Origin of the sequence: Sphingorhabdus sp. (genome assembly GCF_046596595.1) — a bacterium.
Classification (GTDB): Bacteria; Pseudomonadota; Alphaproteobacteria; order Sphingomonadales; family Sphingomonadaceae; genus Sphingorhabdus_B.
On the sequence record NZ_JBKJMB010000100.1, the window covers coordinates 1 to 19,509 of the forward strand.

22 protein-coding genes are annotated in these 19,509 nt (G+C 51.9%); 6 read left to right on the forward strand and 16 right to left on the reverse strand.

The genetic code is table 11. The features are described from left to right. Both ACLL9E_RS10215 and ACLL9E_RS10220 read right to left on the reverse strand, forming a co-directional pair. Window positions 1-659 (reverse strand): hypothetical protein (locus tag ACLL9E_RS10215; RefSeq protein ID WP_411291633.1); only part of this gene is annotated, 659 nt, incomplete at its 3' end. A 23-nt stretch (window positions 660-682) separates the two neighbouring features. Then, the gene (locus tag ACLL9E_RS10220) at window positions 683-1,297 is read right to left on the reverse strand and encodes a polysaccharide biosynthesis/export family protein (protein WP_411291634.1); all 615 of its coding nucleotides are present in this window, start codon (window positions 1,295-1,297) and stop codon (window positions 683-685) included. A gap of 359 nt (window positions 1,298-1,656) precedes the next feature. On the opposite strand from ACLL9E_RS10220, the gene ACLL9E_RS10225 reads away from it, so the two are divergent. Beyond that, window positions 1,657-3,192, forward strand: coding sequence for a tetratricopeptide repeat protein (locus ACLL9E_RS10225; protein ID WP_411291635.1), 1,536 nt, complete (start codon window positions 1,657-1,659; stop codon window positions 3,190-3,192). Then, the gene (locus ACLL9E_RS10230; RefSeq protein ID WP_411291636.1) at window positions 3,189-4,013 is read left to right on the forward strand and encodes a WecB/TagA/CpsF family glycosyltransferase; all 825 of its coding nucleotides are present in this window, start codon (window positions 3,189-3,191) and stop codon (window positions 4,011-4,013) included. Before ACLL9E_RS10225 ends, ACLL9E_RS10230 begins: the two co-directional genes overlap by 4 nt. Here ACLL9E_RS10230 and ACLL9E_RS10235 read toward each other — a convergent pair. Further along, on the reverse strand, window positions 3,958-5,151 hold the full coding sequence (locus ACLL9E_RS10235; protein ID WP_411291637.1) for a glycosyltransferase family 2 protein: 1,194 nt from the start codon (window positions 5,149-5,151) through the stop codon (window positions 3,958-3,960). The two genes, ACLL9E_RS10230 and ACLL9E_RS10235, sit on opposite strands and share 56 nt — an antisense overlap. Here ACLL9E_RS10235 and ACLL9E_RS10240 point away from each other — a divergent pair. Continuing rightward, window positions 5,100-5,477 carry a hypothetical protein gene (locus tag ACLL9E_RS10240; protein ID WP_411291654.1) on the forward strand — a complete coding sequence of 126 codons (378 nt, stop codon included), beginning with the start codon at window positions 5,100-5,102 and terminating at the stop codon, window positions 5,475-5,477. The genes ACLL9E_RS10235 and ACLL9E_RS10240 overlap by 52 nt on opposite strands. A 320-nt stretch (window positions 5,478-5,797) precedes the next feature. Here ACLL9E_RS10240 and ACLL9E_RS10245 read toward each other — a convergent pair whose 3' ends face one another. From ACLL9E_RS10245 to xrtV, 3 genes are read right to left on the reverse strand one after another with little or no spacing between them, the layout of a single operon-like run. Beyond that, window positions 5,798-6,646, reverse strand: a complete 849-nt coding sequence (locus ACLL9E_RS10245) for a SurA N-terminal domain-containing protein (RefSeq protein WP_411291638.1) — start codon at window positions 6,644-6,646, stop codon at window positions 5,798-5,800. A gap of 20 nt (window positions 6,647-6,666) precedes the next feature. After that, window positions 6,667-7,368, reverse strand: a complete 702-nt coding sequence (epsI, locus tag ACLL9E_RS10250; RefSeq protein ID WP_411291639.1) for an exosortase-associated protein EpsI, V-type — start codon at window positions 7,366-7,368, stop codon at window positions 6,667-6,669. Further along, window positions 7,361-8,287 (reverse strand): exosortase V, encoded by a 927-nt coding sequence (gene xrtV / locus ACLL9E_RS10255; protein ID WP_411291640.1) that lies wholly within the window; start codon window positions 8,285-8,287, stop codon window positions 7,361-7,363. Before xrtV ends, epsI begins: the two co-directional genes overlap by 8 nt. Before the next feature lie 306 nt (window positions 8,288-8,593). On the opposite strand from xrtV, the gene ACLL9E_RS10260 reads away from it, so the two are divergent. Next, window positions 8,594-9,436: a cell wall hydrolase gene (locus ACLL9E_RS10260; protein ID WP_411291641.1), complete on the forward strand. Its 843-nt coding sequence runs from the start codon at window positions 8,594-8,596 to the stop codon at window positions 9,434-9,436. A gap of 41 nt (window positions 9,437-9,477) precedes the next feature. Here the strand turns inward: ACLL9E_RS10260 and ACLL9E_RS10265 are convergent, their stop codons facing one another. The 10 genes from ACLL9E_RS10265 to ACLL9E_RS10310 all read right to left on the reverse strand — a co-directional run bounded on the left by ACLL9E_RS10265 (window position 9,478) and on the right by ACLL9E_RS10310 (window position 18,483). Further along, window positions 9,478-9,720, reverse strand: a complete 243-nt coding sequence (locus ACLL9E_RS10265; RefSeq protein ID WP_411291642.1) for an XrtV sorting system accessory protein — start codon at window positions 9,718-9,720, stop codon at window positions 9,478-9,480. Between the two features lie 137 nt (window positions 9,721-9,857). Next, entirely contained in the window at window positions 9,858-10,397 is a 540-nt protein-coding gene (locus ACLL9E_RS10270) for an FxDxF family PEP-CTERM protein (protein WP_411291643.1), read from the reverse strand. A gap of 275 nt (window positions 10,398-10,672) precedes the next feature. Further along, window positions 10,673-11,683, reverse strand: coding sequence for a P-type DNA transfer ATPase VirB11 (gene virB11, locus ACLL9E_RS10275; protein ID WP_411291644.1), 1,011 nt, complete (start codon window positions 11,681-11,683; stop codon window positions 10,673-10,675). After that, window positions 11,680-12,792, reverse strand: a complete 1,113-nt coding sequence (gene virB10 / locus ACLL9E_RS10280; RefSeq protein ID WP_411291645.1) for a type IV secretion system protein VirB10 — start codon at window positions 12,790-12,792, stop codon at window positions 11,680-11,682. Before virB10 ends, virB11 begins: the two co-directional genes overlap by 4 nt. Next, complete coding sequence (locus tag ACLL9E_RS10285) at window positions 12,789-13,601, reverse strand: TrbG/VirB9 family P-type conjugative transfer protein (protein ID WP_411291646.1); 813 nt, start codon at window positions 13,599-13,601, stop codon at window positions 12,789-12,791. The genes virB10 and ACLL9E_RS10285 overlap by 4 nt, the downstream gene beginning before the upstream one ends. Further along, the gene (locus tag ACLL9E_RS10290; RefSeq protein ID WP_411291647.1) at window positions 13,598-14,827 is read right to left on the reverse strand and encodes a type IV secretion system protein; all 1,230 of its coding nucleotides are present in this window, start codon (window positions 14,825-14,827) and stop codon (window positions 13,598-13,600) included. Before ACLL9E_RS10290 ends, ACLL9E_RS10285 begins: the two co-directional genes overlap by 4 nt. Further along, window positions 14,827-17,253, reverse strand: coding sequence for a VirB4 family type IV secretion/conjugal transfer ATPase (locus ACLL9E_RS10295; protein WP_411291648.1), 2,427 nt, complete (start codon window positions 17,251-17,253; stop codon window positions 14,827-14,829). The genes ACLL9E_RS10290 and ACLL9E_RS10295 overlap by 1 nt, the downstream gene beginning before the upstream one ends. Window positions 17,254-17,256: 3 nt before the next feature. After that, window positions 17,257-17,541 carry a type IV secretion system protein VirB3 gene (locus ACLL9E_RS10300; RefSeq protein WP_411291649.1) on the reverse strand — a complete coding sequence of 95 codons (285 nt, stop codon included), beginning with the start codon at window positions 17,539-17,541 and terminating at the stop codon, window positions 17,257-17,259. 3 nt (window positions 17,542-17,544) lie between these two features. Next, the gene (locus tag ACLL9E_RS10305; RefSeq protein ID WP_411291650.1) at window positions 17,545-17,865 is read right to left on the reverse strand and encodes a TrbC/VirB2 family protein; all 321 of its coding nucleotides are present in this window, start codon (window positions 17,863-17,865) and stop codon (window positions 17,545-17,547) included. Between the two features lie 9 nt (window positions 17,866-17,874). Continuing rightward, window positions 17,875-18,483: a lytic transglycosylase domain-containing protein gene (locus ACLL9E_RS10310; protein WP_411291651.1), complete on the reverse strand. Its 609-nt coding sequence runs from the start codon at window positions 18,481-18,483 to the stop codon at window positions 17,875-17,877. Between the two features lie 197 nt (window positions 18,484-18,680). On the opposite strand from ACLL9E_RS10310, the gene ACLL9E_RS10315 reads away from it, so the two are divergent. Together ACLL9E_RS10315 and ACLL9E_RS10320 are read left to right on the forward strand one after the other, a co-directional pair. Next, the gene (locus tag ACLL9E_RS10315; protein ID WP_411291652.1) at window positions 18,681-19,328 is read left to right on the forward strand and encodes a DUF1800 family protein; all 648 of its coding nucleotides are present in this window, start codon (window positions 18,681-18,683) and stop codon (window positions 19,326-19,328) included. Between the two features lie 7 nt (window positions 19,329-19,335). Then, window positions 19,336-19,509, forward strand: a 174-nt coding sequence (locus tag ACLL9E_RS10320) for a DUF1800 family protein (RefSeq protein WP_411291653.1), incomplete at its 3' end; no start/stop codon positions are given.

The following is a 19,509-nucleotide window of genomic DNA, read 5'->3' on the forward strand; positions in this document are numbered from 1 at the left end:
GCCAGCGTGCCCGTCAGGCCAGCGTTAATTGTGGTACGCTCAGACAAGCGGCGCCCGTATCCAGCGCCGATGCTTGCAGTTCGGTAGTCGGGTTGATTTGTATCACTCAGGCGGGAATAAGACGTTGCGCCAAAAACGTTGATGGTCTCATCTTCACTTAAAACATAGTTCAATCCGAGCGAAGCGTTCAGGGTTTCAATCCGCTGCCGTCGCCCAGCGATTGTCACATCGGTAAAGTTTGCGTCCGGGAATTCGATCGGATCCAGTGGCGCATTGATACTGCCTAAGAAGAAGTCTCTCAGCGTTGAACGCGAGGACAGATATCCCGCAGTAGCAGTAAAGGACGTGCGGGTGCTCAATTGCCGGGTGGCTGTGGCGCCAACGCGTCCAGAGAGGTCGTTGCCAAAGCGCCGAAGATACTGAGTCATGCGAACACTGGCCTCGACCACCACACTTGTCGTCTCGTCTTCCCAATAAACCTTGGGGTCAACTTGAAGCGATCCGGACAATGTCGATGTGCCATTGGTCTCAAGAAACGGGTTGCTGTCTGCCGTCCCGTTCAACGAGACATCAACCGTCACGCGGGGCTCGGTTTGTGCAAGGGCGCCTGAAGGCAGGACGAGCATCGCAGGGACCAATGCGCATGCAGCTTTGCTCAATTGTCGAATATGGCCGACCGGACTCATGGGACGATGACCGTATCGCCGGACTGCAATCGCTGAATATTGGCGCGAAGCACGTCTCCATTGTCAGCGCCCGCTTTAAACAATGCGGCTATTCTAACGCGAAACGTGTCAAGCTGATCGCCGACCTTTCGTATCACAAAGACATTATCCAAATTGGCAAACTCATTTGGCCCGCCAGCCATGCTAAGCGCTTCCAAAACATTTACATATCGGCCCGGTGTGAAAGTGCCAGGCGATTTCACCCGTCCCATTACTGAAAACTGCATACCACTCGGGGCTGCAACAGAAACAGTGACTTGGGGAACCTCGCCACGATATTGGGTCTTCAACCCATTGCTTATGAGTGTCTCGATTTCCGAAGGCAATGCACCTTGAGCTTTGATCTGGCCCACAAGCGGAAATGCAATGGTTCCGTCAGGTAGCACCTTAACCTCTCGCTGAAGCCGCTCCTCGCCCCAGACATAGATTTCTAACTGGTCGCCGGCGTTGATGCGATAATCAGCTGTAGTTGGCGCTCCGCGCGTACTGGTCGCCGTTGCTGTTTGGGCCATTGCTTGCGACGCGCCGTTCCCGGCCAAAAACAATGCTAAGATGAGCCAAATTCGGGTCATTATCTCTCCAGTACTCTATCAACGGCAGCATGAGGTCAGCCCAATAATGGCCTAGGCAGGTTAAAAAAGGGTGTCGGATGAACAGACCGCATCTTTTGCGCCGCTGGTGAAGCCCCTATTGCCTGCCAATCGAAACCCCAATAGCCGAAACCGTGATTTGTTCCCATAAGTATCGACCAAAATCAACATTTTCGACCGATTTGATTAGAATATCTTCATCATTAGGTTGCAATTTAAAGGTGCAATGCAGATTTTTGTGCAACAAAATACAAATTTTTCAGTTAAGTTGGTGTCCAAGTCTGCAGCGTCGAGATGTTTGAAAATCCGGGGGCAAAACAATTAACAAATTAACCAAATTTGTGTCGGCAATCACGCTGCTGCTTGTGTCCTGCGCGATAAGTGGTTGTTCGGACTCAGAAACAGACGCTGCGCAATATGCTGCTCAAGCCGAGATTTTGCTCGAACAGAATCGTCTCGTCGAAGCGGGACAAACCATAGGTAGGGCGATCACAGCGCGGGATGATGTGTCCGAATATCACCTGCTAAGGGGTCGAATTGAGTTCAAGGCCGGCAACTTTGAAAACGCTTATTTGGCCTATAGCGAGGCTCTGGCGTTGAACCCCAGTAGTGAAGAAGCTTTGCAAGCTGTCTCGCAACTGGGCTTGAGAGTTGGGCAATTAGACGCCTCGGTAGATGCAACAAACAAATTGCTCGTGCTGAACCCCAATCAAACAGACGCACTGCTTGTTCGCGGATTACACGCATTGATAAAAAGAAACTATGCCTCGACCAACACCACCGCGGACCAAATATTAGCTATCGATCCCCTCAACGAAGGGGGCGTTGTGTTAAAAGCGAGGGCCTCTTTCCTTTCAGGCGATACCCAAGAAGCCGCACAGATCTTGCAGGGGTATGAACGTGCGCGCCCCAATACCGAGGCGGTTTCCCTCACCAGACTTGAAATTTATCGTGCCCTTCGTGATCCAAACATGATGGCACAGCAATATGCTGACCTCAAAAAATTTCGGCCCGATGACCTGGCTATCCAGCTGGATCATGCAAATTTCCTCTACAAAACGGGTAAATCTGCTGATGCAACTGCGTTAGTCGCGAATGTCTTAGCAAATAAATCGGCAACCTCGCTCAACGTTGAAAGCGCCGTCGAACTTTGGCAGGAATATGGGATATCTGCTTTGAATAGCACCTCATATCAGGATATTTTATCCACCGGCATTCCAGCCGCCCGCATCGCTACCGCGCGATATTTTGCGTCTAAGGGCAATATAGCTGTAGCGTCGGGTATTTTGGCCGGCATGACTGGAGTAGATGCTGACTCAGAACGGGCACAATTCGCGTTACTCAAAGGCGAAAATAGGCGCGCGCAGACCATAGTGCAGGAGATCCTGGCTGCGGATGAGACCCATTGTTCCGCGCTAAAAACACAAGCTTTTTTATGGTATTCAAAGCGGAAAAATGCTGATGCTTTGCGTGTTGCTCAGCGAGCGGCGGCTGAATGCCCCGATAGATCAGATCTGTGGCAACTTACCGCCAAAGTGTATCAGGAGATGGATGACGACGCTAATGTGCGGCGTGTTTTCGCCCAAGGTCTCGATGCAAATAAGCAAAGCGAGCTCCTCTCACGCGCATTTTCCGAATATCTACTGGCACACAATGGCAGCCGGGAAGCCATTGCCGTTGCACGCAAGCTGACGCGTTCCGCGCCGGCCTTGAACAGCGGTTGGCGGCTGTATGCAGATATCTGTGCAAAAGCGAAATCAAGCTGTGTAACCGAAGCCAAGGAAGGGCTGGTCGACTCCCAAACAAGATTTGGTGTAGATACGCTGCCTGGTGAATTGCCTCCAAACGGTCTCTTTGGAAGGCTTGTGACGCGATGATTTCCGATGTCCGCCCCAATGACAAAACCTCCGGCGACCGATTAAAGATTGAATTTCTGGGGCTAAATTTTGATAGCTGCAGCAAAGCAGAGGCGCTGGACATAATAAAGACGTGGATCGCAACGCCGGCTTTTGTTTACGTTGTTACGCCTAACGTCGATCATGTGGTCGCATTGAATCGCGCACAAGATCCCCTGCTCACAAATGCATACGCACATGCGGACATGACATTATGTGACAGCCGGATTCTCAGTCTATTGGGGCGCCAGTCAGGTTTGAACGTCGTGGCTGTTCCGGGCAGCGATCTCACAAGGCAGTTGCTAAATCAAAAAGACACCTCGTGGCGCTGTGCAATCATCGGCGGGGATGCTGCGCTGCATGCGCACATTGCCCGGCTCTATCCGCAGCACACATGGATATACCATCAACCCCCGATGGGTGTTCGAAGGAGCCCAGCGGCCAGAGTTGAAATCGCAGAGTTCGTCGAGAGCGCGAGTGTTGGCATTGTCTTTTTCGCAATTGGCGCCCCCCAAAGCGAGATTTGCTGCTACGAAATAGCCCAACGTGGTCGTGCCCGCGGTGTTGCGTTGTGCATAGGCGCGTCGCTGGAGTTTCTAACGGGAGCGAAGAAACGGGCTCCTTTGTGGATGCAACAATATTCTTTGGAGTGGTTGCACCGTCTGGGAAGCGAACCCCATCGACTTTGGCGTCGCTATCTTGTCGAAGGACCACGTATTTTTCTGATTTGGCGTCGTTGGGATAAACTTAAGGCTGTTCGCCATCCCGATGGGTACGATTCCACCCGGTTTGGCGAGCGGTGAAGAACCGCAGGTATATCGGCACTTTCCAGAGCACATAAAATGGTATCTGCAGCAAAGTGCTCCCGCTGATTACGCTGCGACCTTCCTTCCACCAGGCAGCAAGCAAGACCACAGATAGCAGGGCGAGGCAGGCGACTAATGTAATCAGTGGTGCGGGCGACGTTGACCCAGCCCACAGCAATAATGCGAGAACCGGTATAGCGACGAGGCAAAGCAGTATGAGCATCGCCAATGGGGGCACCATCATATGCGCCCCGATCATCATCAAGTGCCTCGAACCCTTGAGGATCCCCGAAAATAGCATTGGCAAACCATTATGCATGGCGCTTTGCAAAAAACCATGCTCCCATCGGCTCCGCTGGCCAGCGCTATCTGCGACCGAGGCGGCTGGGCTGGTGACTAAGGCTTCGCCTTCAAACCCGACCCTTATACCCTGCCTCGCCAGCGACAACCCCAACTGAAGGTCCTCCACTGCGTGTGAGGTAGCGAGGTCGCATGTGGCGAACAATTTCCAAGGAAAAGCCATTCCGGTTCCAAACAATAAGGTTCCTCCACCCAACCGTTCCAAACCCCGCGCGCGCAACAAGTTTTTGACCAGCATTGCGAAATTCGAAATGCTCGCAAGCGGCGATTGGGTTTCGCCACCAACCAACAGATTCACTCCCTGGACCGGCTGATTACTCTGCACTGCCCGAGCAATAAGTGCATCTGCACTGCCTGGCGACAGCCTGCAGTCTGCATCGATTATGATAACAGCGTCGGGGGGAGATTGCACAAGAAAGTCCCGACCAAAAGACAGGGCAAAACCTTTGCCCTTGCGAGTAGGGTCAGTGCGACTAATCGCCTCGGCACCTTCAGAACGCGCCAGTTCGGCAGTGTTGTCCGAGCAATTGTCTGCTACTACTACGATCCGACATTGAGGCGCTGACGCGCGAAGCGCAGTAACCGTATCAGCAATGCTCAAGGCCTCGTTATGGGCAGGGACCAAAATCGCACCCGTCCATGTCGTAGGTGATATCCTCAGCGTACTTTTATCTGAGTGATATAATCCAACCACCAGCTCGAATGCCAAATATATTAGGATAGTTGACAGCAAGCCAGCGATTAACCAAGCAAGCAAACCTAGAACAAAACCCATTTCAATATCCTGATGGTTTTGGAAAAATCGTAATAACTGGCGTGTCTAAACAACTCACGCTGCAAGTGCCATTCAATGATTATGATACATTTTTGTTCTTGCCGACGCCCGTTGCTGTTTTGCAGCATGTTCGCAGCGATAAAAATCTTTTGTCGAACATGTCTAACGATTCGACATATACAGACTTGGAAAGCCTGCCCTTACCCCGCTTCGCCAGATCACATCCTTATCAACCTTTGGTGGAAACCGGCCTTCGCCTCCGCTGCCCGGCGCCAACGAATCTTGGACGTCCGTCTCGGTTCATGAAATCCAAACAAAGCAAATAGTAGTCTCATTCTTGGTCCTTATTAGGAGTGAAAATTGGCGACCAAAATACGAATAGCCTCGGCAGGTTTAGGAATATTGATTACTTTCATTGTCATTCGCGCCGCATCATTTCGTCATGCCGACACATTCTTAGGCGAGCGTCTCATTGACCTACGATTGAACGCCATACTTGGCTTCGGCAGTATAATCATGATTGCGGCCGCCGGCGTTTTGTATCGCAGAAGCCGTTCGTAGACGGCCAAAGGCCAAAAAACATGAAAGTTTTGCGCAATAATGGCGGCGGCGAGATGCGAATCATGCATCTCGCCGCACCCAAGCATTAACTCGCTACGTTGCCACCCAATTTAGCACTATTTTTCGGTGCAAATTCGGGCTGATATTTAATGTCACCTTTGGCTCGCGCTTGCTTAAGGCGGTCTTCCAGTGTTTTACCCAACGCTTGGCGGCGCAAAGCCTGAGTGGCCATTTGAGCCATTTCCGCTTTATTACCAACCAAGGGGCTTTCGCCGGTTATTATGGCAACCGTGACCATACCGTTTTCAGGAATGACGAACGGTTCACCGCTAGGCAATGCCAAAATCTGGTTCAAACGTTGCTGACCCAATTGCGCCGAATCCATTTTGGCAGGACCACGTTCAAATTTGATACCAAGACTGTTCAATTGCGCAGCCACCTCTTCCATGGAATGAGAGCTTTCCAAGGATTTTAATTTAGACATGTCTGCTGGCAACGCAAATTGGATGCGGTCAACAACATACATTTTGCGTCCTGCGAACATCGACGGATTGTCGGCCATAAATTTGTCAATTGCAGCCTGGTCCGGCACTTGAAACGATTTTTCAGCGCGTTGCCCAAGAAGCTGCACCAACAACGCGTCATTGACCTGACGGCTTCTGATCAGAAATTCAGGTGTCTTGTCCAATCCATCTTCTTGGGCTGCCTGCGCAAGTAACCGACGTTCCACGATACGCTGCAGCGCGGCCTTTTGAATTTCCTTGGAATCCGCCCCTTCCGGGATATTGGCAGTGCCAATCTCGGCGTTGATTTCTTTTAGGGTAATCTCGTCGCCATTTACCACCGCTGCAACTTGCCCCTCTGGCTTTTTATCGCAGCCTGCGGCGAGCATGGCCATACAGACAACCCCGATAATATGTCCGCGGTATTTCATATTGATTCTCCTATTTGATTTCATCCTACCAGCAATTTTTGCAGGCGCGATGGTGATGCGCTGATGAATGCGCGCGTAAACTGCTCCAACATCGGTTTCGCGCGTTCCTGATTGATCCCGATAACGGAAACTCGCATCAAGATTCCATCGGGTATGTCTCCGGCCAAATTTGCGTTTATGACGGCAATACGTTGTTCGAGCCATGACCGCGGAAATGCGGTGCCAAGTCGCGTGAAGTACATCACCTGCTCGATGCGCCCTGGAGCTTCGGCGGTAAAAATATTAGCAGGGACAGACCCCTTCTCGAGCGGAACATCAATTCTTTCAGTAGCGCTGAGTTGGAACCCACCTACCGGGTAGCAAACCTCTGGTCTGTGAACCTGCAACACGCCATCCTGCTGGTTATTATAGGCTAACAACGCCATTATGGGCGGTGTTCCCTCGGCTTGGTACGCCCGCGTCACGAGGTTATCGTAAAGCCGGTCACGCAAAGCGTCGGGTGGAGGTAATACGACCTCGCCGTCAGAGATAACCTGCCAGTTGCCAAATGGACCTGGCACAAGATCTTCAAACGAAGCCTTCGTCAAGACCGGCATCGACACTTTTGGTTGCCGCGCATAGGCGATACCTGAGGCAAGTGCCAATATCCCCCCCATCACCGCGCGGCGACCGAGAGGAATATTGCTAGACGGCAAACTGTTATGATCCCGGGTTTTAGGCATGTTGGGGTATCTTCTCAGACTTGTTTCTTAGACGGTCCCACAAAGGCTTTAGCACCTCATCAGCAGCAAATATTGTCAAAAGCGCTATAGCGAACATGGCAACTCCGGCAAAGTTATGGAGAAAGCCTTGCGCCGCTGCCTCACCTGCATGATATGTCAAAAGGATCAGTATGAGTACGCGGAAGAAATTTGCAACCAACGCGACAGGTACAATGAGTAGCACCAAGAGCCCGGAATAAAGCCAGTTTGCCCTGTGCCGCATGTAAATGTAAAACAGCGATATTGCTGACAACGATACAATAGAATTGATACCGGAACAGGCTGCCGCCACCAGCAGTTCATACTGCCCGATATATATCGTAACGCCCTCCCCGCCGATGGGATAATTAAGCAACTGCAAAAATCCAATCGCAGCTTTTGAAAGCCAGATCTTCATCGGAACAGTAACAAGTGCGACAAGTGTCTCAGGTGGAGGAAAAATGAACGCAATGTAGAACAACGGAAACCACAGTTTCCGTAATGATTCAAAGCCGATGAGAGCATAGAGCACCACCAGAATAGTGAAGTACATAAAATAGCCTTCAAGCTCCACAATCTGGGTAATGCGCGCAAAAATCTGGAGCGAAACAAATATCGCCAGAAGCAGCCAAACAGGCCTGACAGGTGCAGGCTTTGCAAACGACCGCGCGTATTCCCACTCGCGCACGACGAGCCACAGACCCGTTGCGAGCACAATGGGACCATGCGCACCCTCCTCGCCCGACCAGGATTGCTGGATAACAAACTTCATGGTCGGCAGACAAAATGACACGAGCCCCAGGATCAATAAGACAGACTGCCAGTTCAACCTTGAAATTAAACGGCTGACTGTCCCCGATACTTCAGGTTTCGGCGACAACTCAACAAAATCGTGTTTCAAATATAGCTCCAGCCAGGGATAAATTTATTACCAGCGTTTTGCAAAAGCACCCATTTACGTTATATCACTTTAAAATTGATGCACAATTATAAGCTTAGTTATCGGTAAATTTATATGCGTTTCTAATGTATATACTGGGAAATATAATGAGATTAATTCTTAAAGATGCCAAATAAATTTATTGAACCCCCCAAAAGACGGCGTCTGCGAAACACTACTATCGGGATATTGTTAATATCTGGTGCGACGGCTGGACTCTGGTATTCGGAGCATTCGCCCACGAATCGGCAACGTGGTGGCGCTCCAGTGCGCCAAAATGCAACCGCGTGGCCGCCAAGTCCGGAATTGCAGATTTATAAGCCATTGCTTCCTGAAGAAGCCAAACAGGAAAATGAGAAGCTCCCATTCTCCACCGCGCCGCTTGAGCGGGCATTGCCACTTGTTCTTCCGTCCCAAGACTTGCAACTCATCGGTCGACGAAACGCAGCAGACTGCCTGACATCGGCCATTTACTATGAGGCTGGAAATGAACTGAGCCAAGGCAAGCGCGCGGTGGCTCAGGTCGTTTTGAATCGCGTTCGGCATCCTGCGTATCCCAAAAGCATTTGCGGTGTCATATATCAGGGAGCCGAACGTAAAACCGGCTGTCAATTTACGTTTACCTGTGACGGCAGCCTCGCCCGCCGCCCTTCTCGAGACCGATGGGAGCAGGCAAGGGTAATTGCTCTCGGGGCGATATCAGGCGTTGTCGAACCATCGGTAGGCATGGCGACACATTATCACGCGAATTATGTTTTGCCTTATTGGGCCCCATCCCTTGATAAGGTGGCCCAAATCGGGACGCATATATTTTACAAATGGAAGGGTTCTTGGGGTCGCCGACGCGCATTCTCTCAAGCCGTGCAACTGGATAACGAAAGTAGCGCTATCCCCAATGCCATCGAATTTCTACCTGTGGCAGAGGACACAAATTCAGTCACACCCCAACCTGACAAGGTAACATCACGCATTATTGCAGATGAACAGAATCTGACCGATGCGCTGATCACCCCCTCTTCGAAGATTAATGCTCCGGGGATATCCGAAATACAAGCAGACCAGAAACGTCCAAAGTTGTTGATTGACGAAAAAGTAATTGTCAAAGACTGATTTGAGTTAAAATCTCTTTTATTTCAGAGATATAAAAATTCTCACAGCTTGGGCAATCTGACTTTCAAAATTACAAATATGTAAGAAATGACCCCGATAAACAGTGCGCCTGCGATTAAATGCTGGCCTTCATTCCCAAAGTAATTTGTCACAGCACAACCAATTGCTGGCGGCGCATATTGCCATAACTCGTCTTGGGGCTCTTCTTCACTTGATCGTTGTAGCAACAATGTTGCTAATCCGGCAAACGTGATGACCGTCAACCAATCCCAATATGTTTCCATGAAGATTAACTTCCGACATGATTTGATGCGTTCGATTATGTGTGGGCGACTTTTGACCTAAAAATACAAAAAGTCCAGAACTGCTTCACCCGCAAAGGGGAAGCAGTTCTGGACCCTAAATATCGTCTTAGACCAAATTAGGTGTAACGAACGCGCAATGTTTGTTTGTCTTTGCGGCGCATGGAGAATCCGATGCCGGCCATGCCGAGCAACATAAGCATCCAAGCGGCGGGTTCGGGTACAGCAGCGGCTTGGGCAAAAGACAGCGTGCCTCTGTATGAAGCATTACCACCCGTTGTTCCGTTAACAACTAACGTATTAGTTCCATTAAGCGCCAAAACCTGGTTAGAAAGTGAACCAAACTCGACGTCTCCATTTGGCGAAAGCGCAAACGCGACGCCGTTAAACAACACTGAGCTGAAATCGATATTTGTCAAATTATTCATACCGGCTACCGCAGTGCTAATTGTAAGGGTCACTAGTCCGAACCCGGTAGGTGTCACGAAAGTACCTGAGTCGGAAAATTTACAAGGTGTTGTCGTCAAGCACGTAACGTTATCGTTAGTGAACCCACCGGCTGGCACACTGGTATCAATTACAATTGTGGCTGCGTTAGCAGTTGTCGCCATGACGGACGCGACGATAACGGTCGACAGATAAGAAAGTTTTTTGCGCATAGATAATTCCTTTTGTTTTGTTGATTGTCATTTTCGATTGCGCGCCCAGCTATCATTAACGACTTTTTAACAACCTCAACCTTTGGACTAAGTTCCACAGCGATTTTAAATTTCTTGTTTAACCCCCGTTCCTGCAATCAGGCGAGGTCACGCACGCGAAGTTATGCAAACCTCTGCAGCTAAATAGATCTGCATCCAAATTCGAATATTTGTGTGAGCAAATTTAATACTAACGAACGGACACAGAATTTTGACGATCTGAAGAGCTACAACGTTCAATCTACGGCCGGATTAGCCAGCTCGACTGAAGTAATGGATCGCTTGCCGCTTGTCCGGTCAAGTTGAATAATCACATCGATCATTGAGCGCGCATAATCCATCGTTTCTTGCCGACCAAGTCCAAGCCCGGCCTGCATGCACATGAAAGCAATTTGTTCCAGGGCGCCATGCGGGGAATTAGCGTGAACAGTGCTGATTGATCCTGGATGGCCGGTGTTGATAGCGCGAAGGAACGTAACAGTCTCTCGACCACGCAATTCGCCGACAATCAGCCGGTCAGGCCGCATGCGCAAAGACGCACGCATGAGATCGTCAATGGTTACGTTCGCTTCACCCTGGTCACCTGCGACCGCGATCAGACCCAGTGCATTATAGCCGCCAAGCTTGATTTCCGGCGTATCTTCGATGGCGATAAGCCGTTCGTTTTTCGGCATCTCCTTTAACAGCGCGTTCAGCAATGTTGTCTTGCCTGATGACGTACCGCCGGAGATAAGAATTGTCTTGCGAGACGCAATCGCTTGACGAAAAAGGCCCAGAAAATCGCGTTTCTGCAATAGCACCGACAATGAAGTGCCGTCCGCGCAATGCGTTTCAGACATCTGCGACGGAAGCTGGCTTTGCTCGACATAGTTTTCGAGCGTCATGTCCTGCAACGTGTGCTTTCGGATTGCGAGAGCAACCTCTCCGCGCGTTGCAGGCGGTAACACCATTTGTACGCGCGCGCCGCCCGGCAAGATGGCAGCGAGCAGCGGGTTGGCGCGGCTCACGCCCTGATTATTTATTCGGGCAATTTGATGCGCAAGGCGTTCAAGCAGTTGTTTGTCAATTTGTGGCGCATAGTGGCGCTCCATCTCTGCCAACCCGAGACGCTCCACCCATACTTCGTGCGGACGGTTGACCAATATTTCAGTAACGTCCCCGGCAGCCAGCCACTGGCTAAACGGGGCGAGATAGCTATTTAAATACACATTCCCGGTATCAGCGGTGATCGGGGTCATTTGATTCATTGCATGCCACCGTCGGTGCCTGAGAAATCGAGATCGCGCGCAGTAAAAATTCGAATAGTGGTCCCTTGCGCAACCTTTACCGTTGGCGGGATATTGATGTCCCGTTGGAGCGCGATCCCGGCTACGCTTTTGGCGTCGTCGGCGGTGCGGACGACGACGTCATTCCCGCCGCGTTGCAAAAGACCAAGCCCTGATTCCACAACAGATAACAAAATCGCCGATCCAAAACGTTTCAGAAAATGGCTGTCCACTTTTCCGGTCAAACCTGCACGCCCTAACGGGTCGGTTACAGGGGAACCAAGGGCGACGGTGACACCGTCTGGGCGGGTAAGGCGCGTCCAAACAATGAACGCACGCGACTGCCCTGCGGCAAGGCCGGAACGGTATTGACCGATCAGGCGGCTCCCACTTGGAATGAGCACGCGCCGACCATCAAACCCCATTACATCGCGGCTGACAACTGCCCGAACATAGCCTGGCAAATCAGAGTTTATTGCCGTTTCAAGCACGCCAGCAATGATGGCTCCTTGAGGCACGGTGAAGCTGCTATTGGCGATACGGACGGCGCGTGCCGGTGCATTTTCGCCAGCGGCAACCCGATCAGCAAATTTGTCCTCCGCGGTCAGATCATCATTTTTAACACCAGCAAGACCCGGCGTCGCTGGCAACGATCCTGCGGTTCCTTTGGTGTTGTCGACGACCACACCCGGCGATTCAAATCGATTAACGCCAGCGGCACGTGGTGCAACCATTCCAAATGTTGGCACGCCGGTATTATTGGCCGGCGGCGGCATTAGCGTCGGCGCAGGCAATTCAGGCGGGCCAGGCCGCAGGGGTACAGGCGGTACAAAGCCGCCTTGTGGGACAGCCTTTGCAGGTGGTGCAACAACGGCAGCTTTGACCGACTGGCTGGCGTCACTGCGGCTCGTTGCCAAGGTGGTAAACGTTAAGACCCCGAGAAGCCCGATGCCCACAATGCCTAGTTTAATTCCCGGTGACAGGCCTGCGGGCATTGAGACAGGTGATAATATGCGCTGGTTGGCGTTTTCGAGCACACTTGCGTCCATGGCCAAGCGAGGGTCAGCACTTCCTGACTTAAGGGTAGTCATGGCTTTGCCTCCGTCGGCATGCAGCTTGATTTTTTACATTTCTTGTCTGGAGCGCGTTGCCGCGGTGCATCAGCGCCAGGGATCGGCAACGTGTAAGCGTCGTTAAATATAAATGTGACTTCCTTGCCTTGCCGCAGGACAAATTGAGGCGCGATTTGCTCGACCACGGTGTAAGGTCCGCGCACAGAGAAATTTACGATGCTTTCCCCTGAATCGGGAGTGATGCTAAAAATCGCAGGCGCCGATGATCCCGATGCAAACCGGAAATAAGTAGTTTTCCCGTCGTCAAACACCTGTTCGGGTACGTTTGCCCTCGCGCCGTCATAGGTATACGCCCGGTTCCACGATTCTGGAGGGGTCGCAATCAGTACCGGGGGCGTCGTGTCTTCAGCTGATTGCGGTTTTTGGGGATAGCGAAACCGCACTGAATACGTGATCTGGCTTTGGGGCACGCGCAGCCCCGATTTCGCAGCAAGTTCCAGATTGTATCGCCGTTGGTTTGTGATGATGGAAAGGTTTGTCGTTGGGGGGAGGCCAATTGGCTTCAGGAACATGATTGTCCCAGCGCCATTTGGCGTGACTTGCCAGCCCGAAGAATCGCCAATACCAACAGTTTCGATTTTTTCGCCCGGTTCAAATTCCAACATCATTTGATAACCGGTATGGCCCGTCAGGCGAATGATAGCGTCAGGGCTATAGTCGACATAACGGATGTTCGACATAACCTGCGCTGACGTTGCCGTTGGCAGAAACGCAGGTACAGTTACTGCGAAGCCCATGAGGGCAAGCCAAAGATGTTTTCCGGTCATGCTGCGTTCCTGATGGCTTTGATGGGGGCGCGGACCGGCTTGACTGGTCCTCGCGAAATACGGCGGTCGGCGTGGCTGTTCTGCTGACCGGCCTGGACTGCGTCGCCATTAAACCGATGTGGCAACATAATCGCACGCTGGCTCGCGGAGCTTATGTTTGATGTCACGATTGCCGACCGTTCAATTGCGCCGACCAATGACTGCATGCGTTCGTTATAAACCACATTGCCCGATGACATTGCTTCGGCACTGGGTTGAACGGACACCACGTTATCGGCTGTACGCTGATGACCGGCCGACAACGTCCAGCCGCTCACGATTGTGCGGCCAACGCGGAATAATTGCACAGACACTGCAACCATTACGAGCACAATAACTAATATCGTCATTGCACCGCGCAATGAAAATTCACCCTGCGCTGCTGCCACATACATTTGTGCCAGGACAGGCTCAAGCAGGGCCACGGCGCCAGCGGACGTCATCATTGCCATCACTGGCACTAAAGCCATTAAGACCGCAGCCCTGCCCCATCCAATCAACAATCCACGTGTCGCAACAAACAGTCCAAGGACTACAAAAATGGGGCCAAGTAATAGCAGCAAGCCAAGGATGATCTTCGCCACAACCAACACACCAGCCGACGCCAGCACCAAAAACAGCGCGCTTATCAACAGCATGTTCGGACCAAGCGAGTCTTTGGGTGCGATAAATGCGGTGATACCCGCTGCGGTTGTAGGTAGCGCCTCTGGCTCCGGTATCGTCCCATCAGGCAAAACCTGGTCAGGCCGCGCATCGAACTCTGTCCAGGCATCAGCCAAGTCAACCATCCGGCCCGAAAGGACGTCAATCTGCTGCGTAATGCCCCCGACGCTGCTATCTGACGGATTGATTGCGCGGACGATTTCTTGTGGTCCGTCGGTCAGGACATCATACACAAGGACTTGGTAGGTCGCCCAATTACTCGAAAGTGTGAGCACCGCGCCAATCATGATCATGCGTGGCATCATTTCGCCCATGCTGAGCGTCGAACGTCCAAAAATAAGCCTGTAACCCAGCAGCGCCACATACAGCGTCAATGCAATTGTGAGCGCACTGCTAAACACGCTTCCTTGGCCAAGCAAATTGGCATAGCCGCTCTGCACGGTCGACTGCATGTAGCAATCGACGCTGGTCACCATAGTTTCTGCAGCGCCAGCGACAGGATTTATGGCAGCGCACTCAGCCATTATCCGCGTGTCCCGGTCTTCGCAGCGGCCCAAAGTACGGACGGACCTTCTTCGGCGGCTCTTAGCAGCTGCGGCATCCATTCGGACGGCGCATCGCCATGATCGCGGCGAAGCTCGTCGAGCTTGCGTACACTGGTTTCCCGTCCTGATAGCACAGTGATCGCATCAGGCATATTTGCCATGTCCAAACGGGCTACGACGCTGTTTCCGCCTTGTTTTATAAGCACACAACGCAGATGTTCAGGCAAAGACCGTACGAGGTCCAATTCATGCTCGGTCAAGCCGAAGCCATCGCAATAATCCGACGCCTGGGCCTTAGGATTGCTCATGAACATCTGCGTGGCAGATTGTTCGATAATGGTCGCCGCAATCTTGCTTTCGATCGCATCGCTCGCGCTTTGCGTAGCAAAGCCCACGACCCCGTTGCGTTTGCGGATCGTCTTCATCCAGTCTTTTAACCGGTGAACAAAAATTTCATCATCAAGCGCCTTCCACCCTTCGTCGATCACGATCATCGACGGCGTTCCATCCAGCCGTTCATCGACACGGTGGAAAAGATACATCATCGCCGGCGTGCGCAAAGCTGGGCTGTCGAGCAACGCGGTCATGTCAAAGCCGGCCGTGCGGGTATCAAGACTTAGTTGATCCACCGGATTGTCAAACAACCATGCATGTTCGCCTGCACCGTACCAAGGGGCAAGCCGCGATGCGAGGTCACCGCGAACGGGGCGCGCGCCTCCAGCCAGAAGCTCCACCAGGTAGCGCAATTGCCGAAACTCTGAGGGTTGGCCAAAATTTGCGTCGACAGAACTGGCGATAATCGCGTTTTCATCGGCGGTGAGTTGCCCGCCCACAGGCGTTAACATCTGCGTGAGCCATTGACGCAAAAAGGCTCGATTTGCGGCGTTTTCGGGCAACTGTAGCGGATTAAAACCAGTTGGCGCACCGGGCCGAAGGACATCATAATGTCCGCCGATTGCGCGAATAAATATCTCGGCGCCACGGTCTTTGTCAAAGAAAAATGTGCGCGGTTGAAATTTCTGCGCCTGAGCGATCAGGAAATTCAGAACGACCGTTTTACCCGAACCGGATGGACCGATCAGCGTAAAGTTGCCAAGATCGCCGCTGTGCAAATTGAAGAAATAAGGCGTGCTGGATGTCGTTTCGAGGACAGTAATCGGTTCGCCCCACGGACCACCTGCCGGCTCGCCAATTGGAAAACCATGGAGCGAAATGAGGCTGGCGAGATTGGCTGTCGATACCAAAGCCTTGCGCGCAATAAATTCTGCATTGCCTGGGAACTGCGCCCAAAAAGCACTTTCAAGATTAATATCCTCGCGCACCGATACGGCGCCAATGTCAGCAAGCGAAGCCTGCACATCTGCAACAGCCGCATCCAGTGCCGCCAGTGTCATGGCGCGAACATGCACTGTGAGATGATGTTCGCCATACGCCGCAGCGCCACCCGTCAAATCGTCTTTGGCACCCAAAAGCCCCTGGCGTAAGGTTGTAGTTTCGTCTGAAGCTGCGCGTAACCGGCGGAGTGCAAGACCGATACGCTCGTCTGCAATTTGCCGGTCAATGAAAGCAAAGCTTTCGGTCATTGTCAGCTCGTGCGGCAACCGTAACAAATTGTCGAGCATACCCGGTGACGTATTGGCAGGATAATCCTTGATCGACACGATAGCACCAAACCGCGAAGTGTCTGCGCTTGCGCCCTTCAAATGGAGGGCGTCAAGTCCGAAACTAATCCGCTTATATGGCAGATAGTACCCGGCATCACCAACGGGGTTCAAAACTGGCTGCATCTCGCCATTGTATAATGCCGACAAAATCTCCATCGGTTCTGAGCAAACGCCGCTTGGGCCAAGATAACGCCCCAAGGTGCGCGGCCCATAGCGCGCCAAAGCCGATAGCAGGTTGGTGCGTGCAGCGTCGAGGTCGCGCCAGTCCCTCGCTTGCTCTGCCAGTCTTTCGGTGCTGTTACGTTTGCTGTTACCCCATTTGGTAAGTCGCTCAATAAAACCGACTTTGCCGCGCGCAGGACGGCGTACCAACGTCACAACGATATCGTTGATATACAACCTTTTACTGCGAAGCTGTTGTTGCCAGGCGTCATCAAGGTCGCGGGCGAAGCCTTCGGGTTGCTCATTAGACAAGTCCGCAGTGACCTGTCGGCGGATCACATGACAATATAGCATCAGATTTGAATTTGCTATGCCGCGCATTACGACATCGCGGACCGCAGCCATATGGTTCAATGTTTCGCTGTCCGCCGTTTCAAAGGCGATGCCGTCAATCTGAATCATTTGGATCAGATCGCCGGTACGCATCATCAATGTGTGATTGTCCATGTGCCCGACATAAGGCAAACGGTCACCCGCACGCGGGTCAAGCTTTGTGGCTTTTTGTGAGGACGTGCTCATGGATTAAGGCCTGTAGCTATTGCAGCGCCACAGATCGTGGGTGCGGGTGCGACCACAACGACTTACTTTTGTGATCCAAAGGTCAAAAACGCGCGGTTCTCGTAAACAAGCCATGTAGCCTATACCATGGATGATGGCCGCAGTCGGTATTGCCCAAAAAGACCGGGTAATCAGGAACAATTCGGTCGTCACGACCAAGTTAATAATGAAATAGCTATAGGTTACGCCAGCGAACATTTGCGGCTGCGTCAGCGCCCTGAATATCGGCGTGCGGTTAAGTGAAGTCATGGTTTAGCCCCCAACCGCTGCGACGCGAATTCCCGAAACGATGGCCGTGGCCCCGAACAACACAAAGCAACCAACGATAACAGTTGCGCCAAACCGCCAGTTCATTCGGCCAGTCAGCATCATCAGGCCCACAACCGCAACGGCAATAACAGCTGCGGTGGTCGCGACATTGCCCAACAACGTACCCTGCATCCAGCCAAGGGCATTTACGATCGGACCTGACCCTTGCGGATCTATATTAGACACTTGAGCCAATGCCTTTTGTGGAAGGGCAAGTGCCAACGCGGCGAGTCCGGTAAAACTGCTCATTTTATGTGTCATCATAAACCTCAATCAATATCCTGTGCGAAATGCCGACGTTGCCGACATTCGCCGGATAATCTGCCGAACGTAATTCTGTGTTTCTCGATAGGGCGGAATACCACCGTATTTTAGTACTGCCCCCGGCCCCGCGTTATAAGCCGCGAGTGCAAGCGGGACATTATTACCAAACCGTTCAAGCTGTTCGCGAAGATATGCTGTTCCGCCAGTGACATTTTGCTGGACATCATGCGGATTGCGAACACCCAACTGTCGGGCAGTTCCGGGCATCAGTTGCATTACACCAATTGCACCAGCCGACGACTGCGCGCGCGGGTTATATCGTGATTCCTGCCAGGCCACCGCATCGACCAGATTGCTGTCGACGCCGTAACGAGCAGCCGCCATCCTGATATGTTGACGAATCTCGTTAAGCGAATCGGAGATTTCGAGCGGCTGCGAAGCTGCATTTTCAGGCTGGTCGTTAACAACAGTTAACGATTTAGGCTGCCACGCAGGGCGGGAGACTTCGACGAGATTGCCATCATTTGCCAGTTCGAACACGTCAGCGTGCGCCGTAGCGGGGGAAAACGCAATTCCCAGAACTACGAAAACGGACGGAAAGATGAGCCTGTTGACCATATAAAATGGCTAACAGGGACAAATTGATAAATGGTTAACAAATCCTTCTGCCGCCGCCGATGCGAAAGAATTGCAGTTAAGGTACATTTAACCATCCGCAGGCACCCTAGATTCATTAACTCGTTGTATTTGTTCAACCATCATGAAGTCCTTCCGGTCTGCGTCGGTGTGGTTTCAACTGGTCATTGGAGGGTTTGATGAAAGAAGCACTATACCCCGTCAATAGCGACGGATTATTGGAGGTAATTGCGCCATCCGATGCCGCTTTGGCGTTTGAAGACATCGCATCTGAAGATGCTGCAACAAAACGGTCACCCGCCATATACGCAATTCCTGCGGCAGCATTTGCGACTGCCGCATGTGGTGGAGGTGGCAGCACCAGCTCCGCACCCGCCCCGGCTCCACCCCCTGTAGCCGTCATTCCCAAGCCAGCGACCGACGCCGAAGCTGCACGCTTCATCCTGAAAGCAAGCTTGAGTGTGACCGAAGCGGAAATCACCGACATAAAATCGGTTGGTTACGCCGCGTGGCTTGACAAGCAACTGGATATGCCAATTGCCGAAACGGGACTTGCATGGATGTCAGCGCGGAATTACGACAAAGTCACAGTCGAAGAGTATTTTTACAGTTCGCTACCTGCCGATTTCATGGTCTGGAACCAGCTGATGACAAGCCCCGACGCGGTACGCAAACGGGTTGCATTCGCCTTGTCAGAATTTTTGGTCGTTTCAGGTTCGGGAATAGGGTTCAATTGGCGGTCAAGTGCCATGGGTTATTATTGGGACCAACTTAACAGCAACGCATTTGGCAAATTTTCGGAAATTACTGGAAGACATCACGCTTAATCCCGCGATGGGCGTATTTTTGAGCACTTTAGGCAATAAAAAGGAAGATCCGAGGATCAACCGAGTTCCGGACGAAAATTATGCACGCGAAGTCATGCAGCTATTTTCCATTGGTCTGTATCAACTAAATAACGACGGCACTCAAAAAACGGATGCTAATGGACAGCCGATCGAAACTTAT

Excerpts from the sequence above, each read along its gene's own strand:
- ACLL9E_RS10220 (WP_411291634.1), bottom strand. The coding sequence starts at position 1,297 with ATGACCCGAATTTGGCTCATCTTAGCATTGTTTTTGGCCGGGAACGGC.
- ACLL9E_RS10230 (WP_411291636.1), top strand. The coding sequence starts at position 3,189 with ATGATTTCCGATGTCCGCCCCAATGACAAAACCTCCGGCGACCGATTA.
- ACLL9E_RS10235 (WP_411291637.1), bottom strand. The coding sequence starts at position 5,151 with ATGGGTTTTGTTCTAGGTTTGCTTGCTTGGTTAATCGCTGGCTTGCTG.
- ACLL9E_RS10245 (WP_411291638.1), bottom strand. The coding sequence starts at position 6,646 with ATGAAATACCGCGGACATATTATCGGGGTTGTCTGTATGGCCATGCTC.
- epsI (WP_411291639.1), bottom strand. The coding sequence starts at position 7,368 with ATGCCTAAAACCCGGGATCATAACAGTTTGCCGTCTAGCAATATTCCT.
- ACLL9E_RS10265 (WP_411291642.1), bottom strand. The coding sequence starts at position 9,720 with ATGGAAACATATTGGGATTGGTTGACGGTCATCACGTTTGCCGGATTA.
- ACLL9E_RS10270 (WP_411291643.1), bottom strand. The coding sequence starts at position 10,397 with ATGCGCAAAAAACTTTCTTATCTGTCGACCGTTATCGTCGCGTCCGTC.
- virB11 (WP_411291644.1), bottom strand. The coding sequence starts at position 11,683 with ATGAATCAAATGACCCCGATCACCGCTGATACCGGGAATGTGTATTTA.
- virB10 (WP_411291645.1), bottom strand. The coding sequence starts at position 12,792 with ATGACTACCCTTAAGTCAGGAAGTGCTGACCCTCGCTTGGCCATGGAC.
- ACLL9E_RS10285 (WP_411291646.1), bottom strand. The coding sequence starts at position 13,601 with ATGACCGGAAAACATCTTTGGCTTGCCCTCATGGGCTTCGCAGTAACT.
- ACLL9E_RS10290 (WP_411291647.1), bottom strand. The coding sequence starts at position 14,827 with ATGGCTGAGTGCGCTGCCATAAATCCTGTCGCTGGCGCTGCAGAAACT.
- ACLL9E_RS10295 (WP_411291648.1), bottom strand. The coding sequence starts at position 17,253 with ATGAGCACGTCCTCACAAAAAGCCACAAAGCTTGACCCGCGTGCGGGT.
- ACLL9E_RS10300 (WP_411291649.1), bottom strand. The coding sequence starts at position 17,541 with ATGACTTCACTTAACCGCACGCCGATATTCAGGGCGCTGACGCAGCCG.
- ACLL9E_RS10305 (WP_411291650.1), bottom strand. The coding sequence starts at position 17,865 with ATGATGACACATAAAATGAGCAGTTTTACCGGACTCGCCGCGTTGGCA.
- ACLL9E_RS10310 (WP_411291651.1), bottom strand. The coding sequence starts at position 18,483 with ATGGTCAACAGGCTCATCTTTCCGTCCGTTTTCGTAGTTCTGGGAATT.
- ACLL9E_RS10315 (WP_411291652.1), top strand. The coding sequence starts at position 18,681 with ATGAAAGAAGCACTATACCCCGTCAATAGCGACGGATTATTGGAGGTA.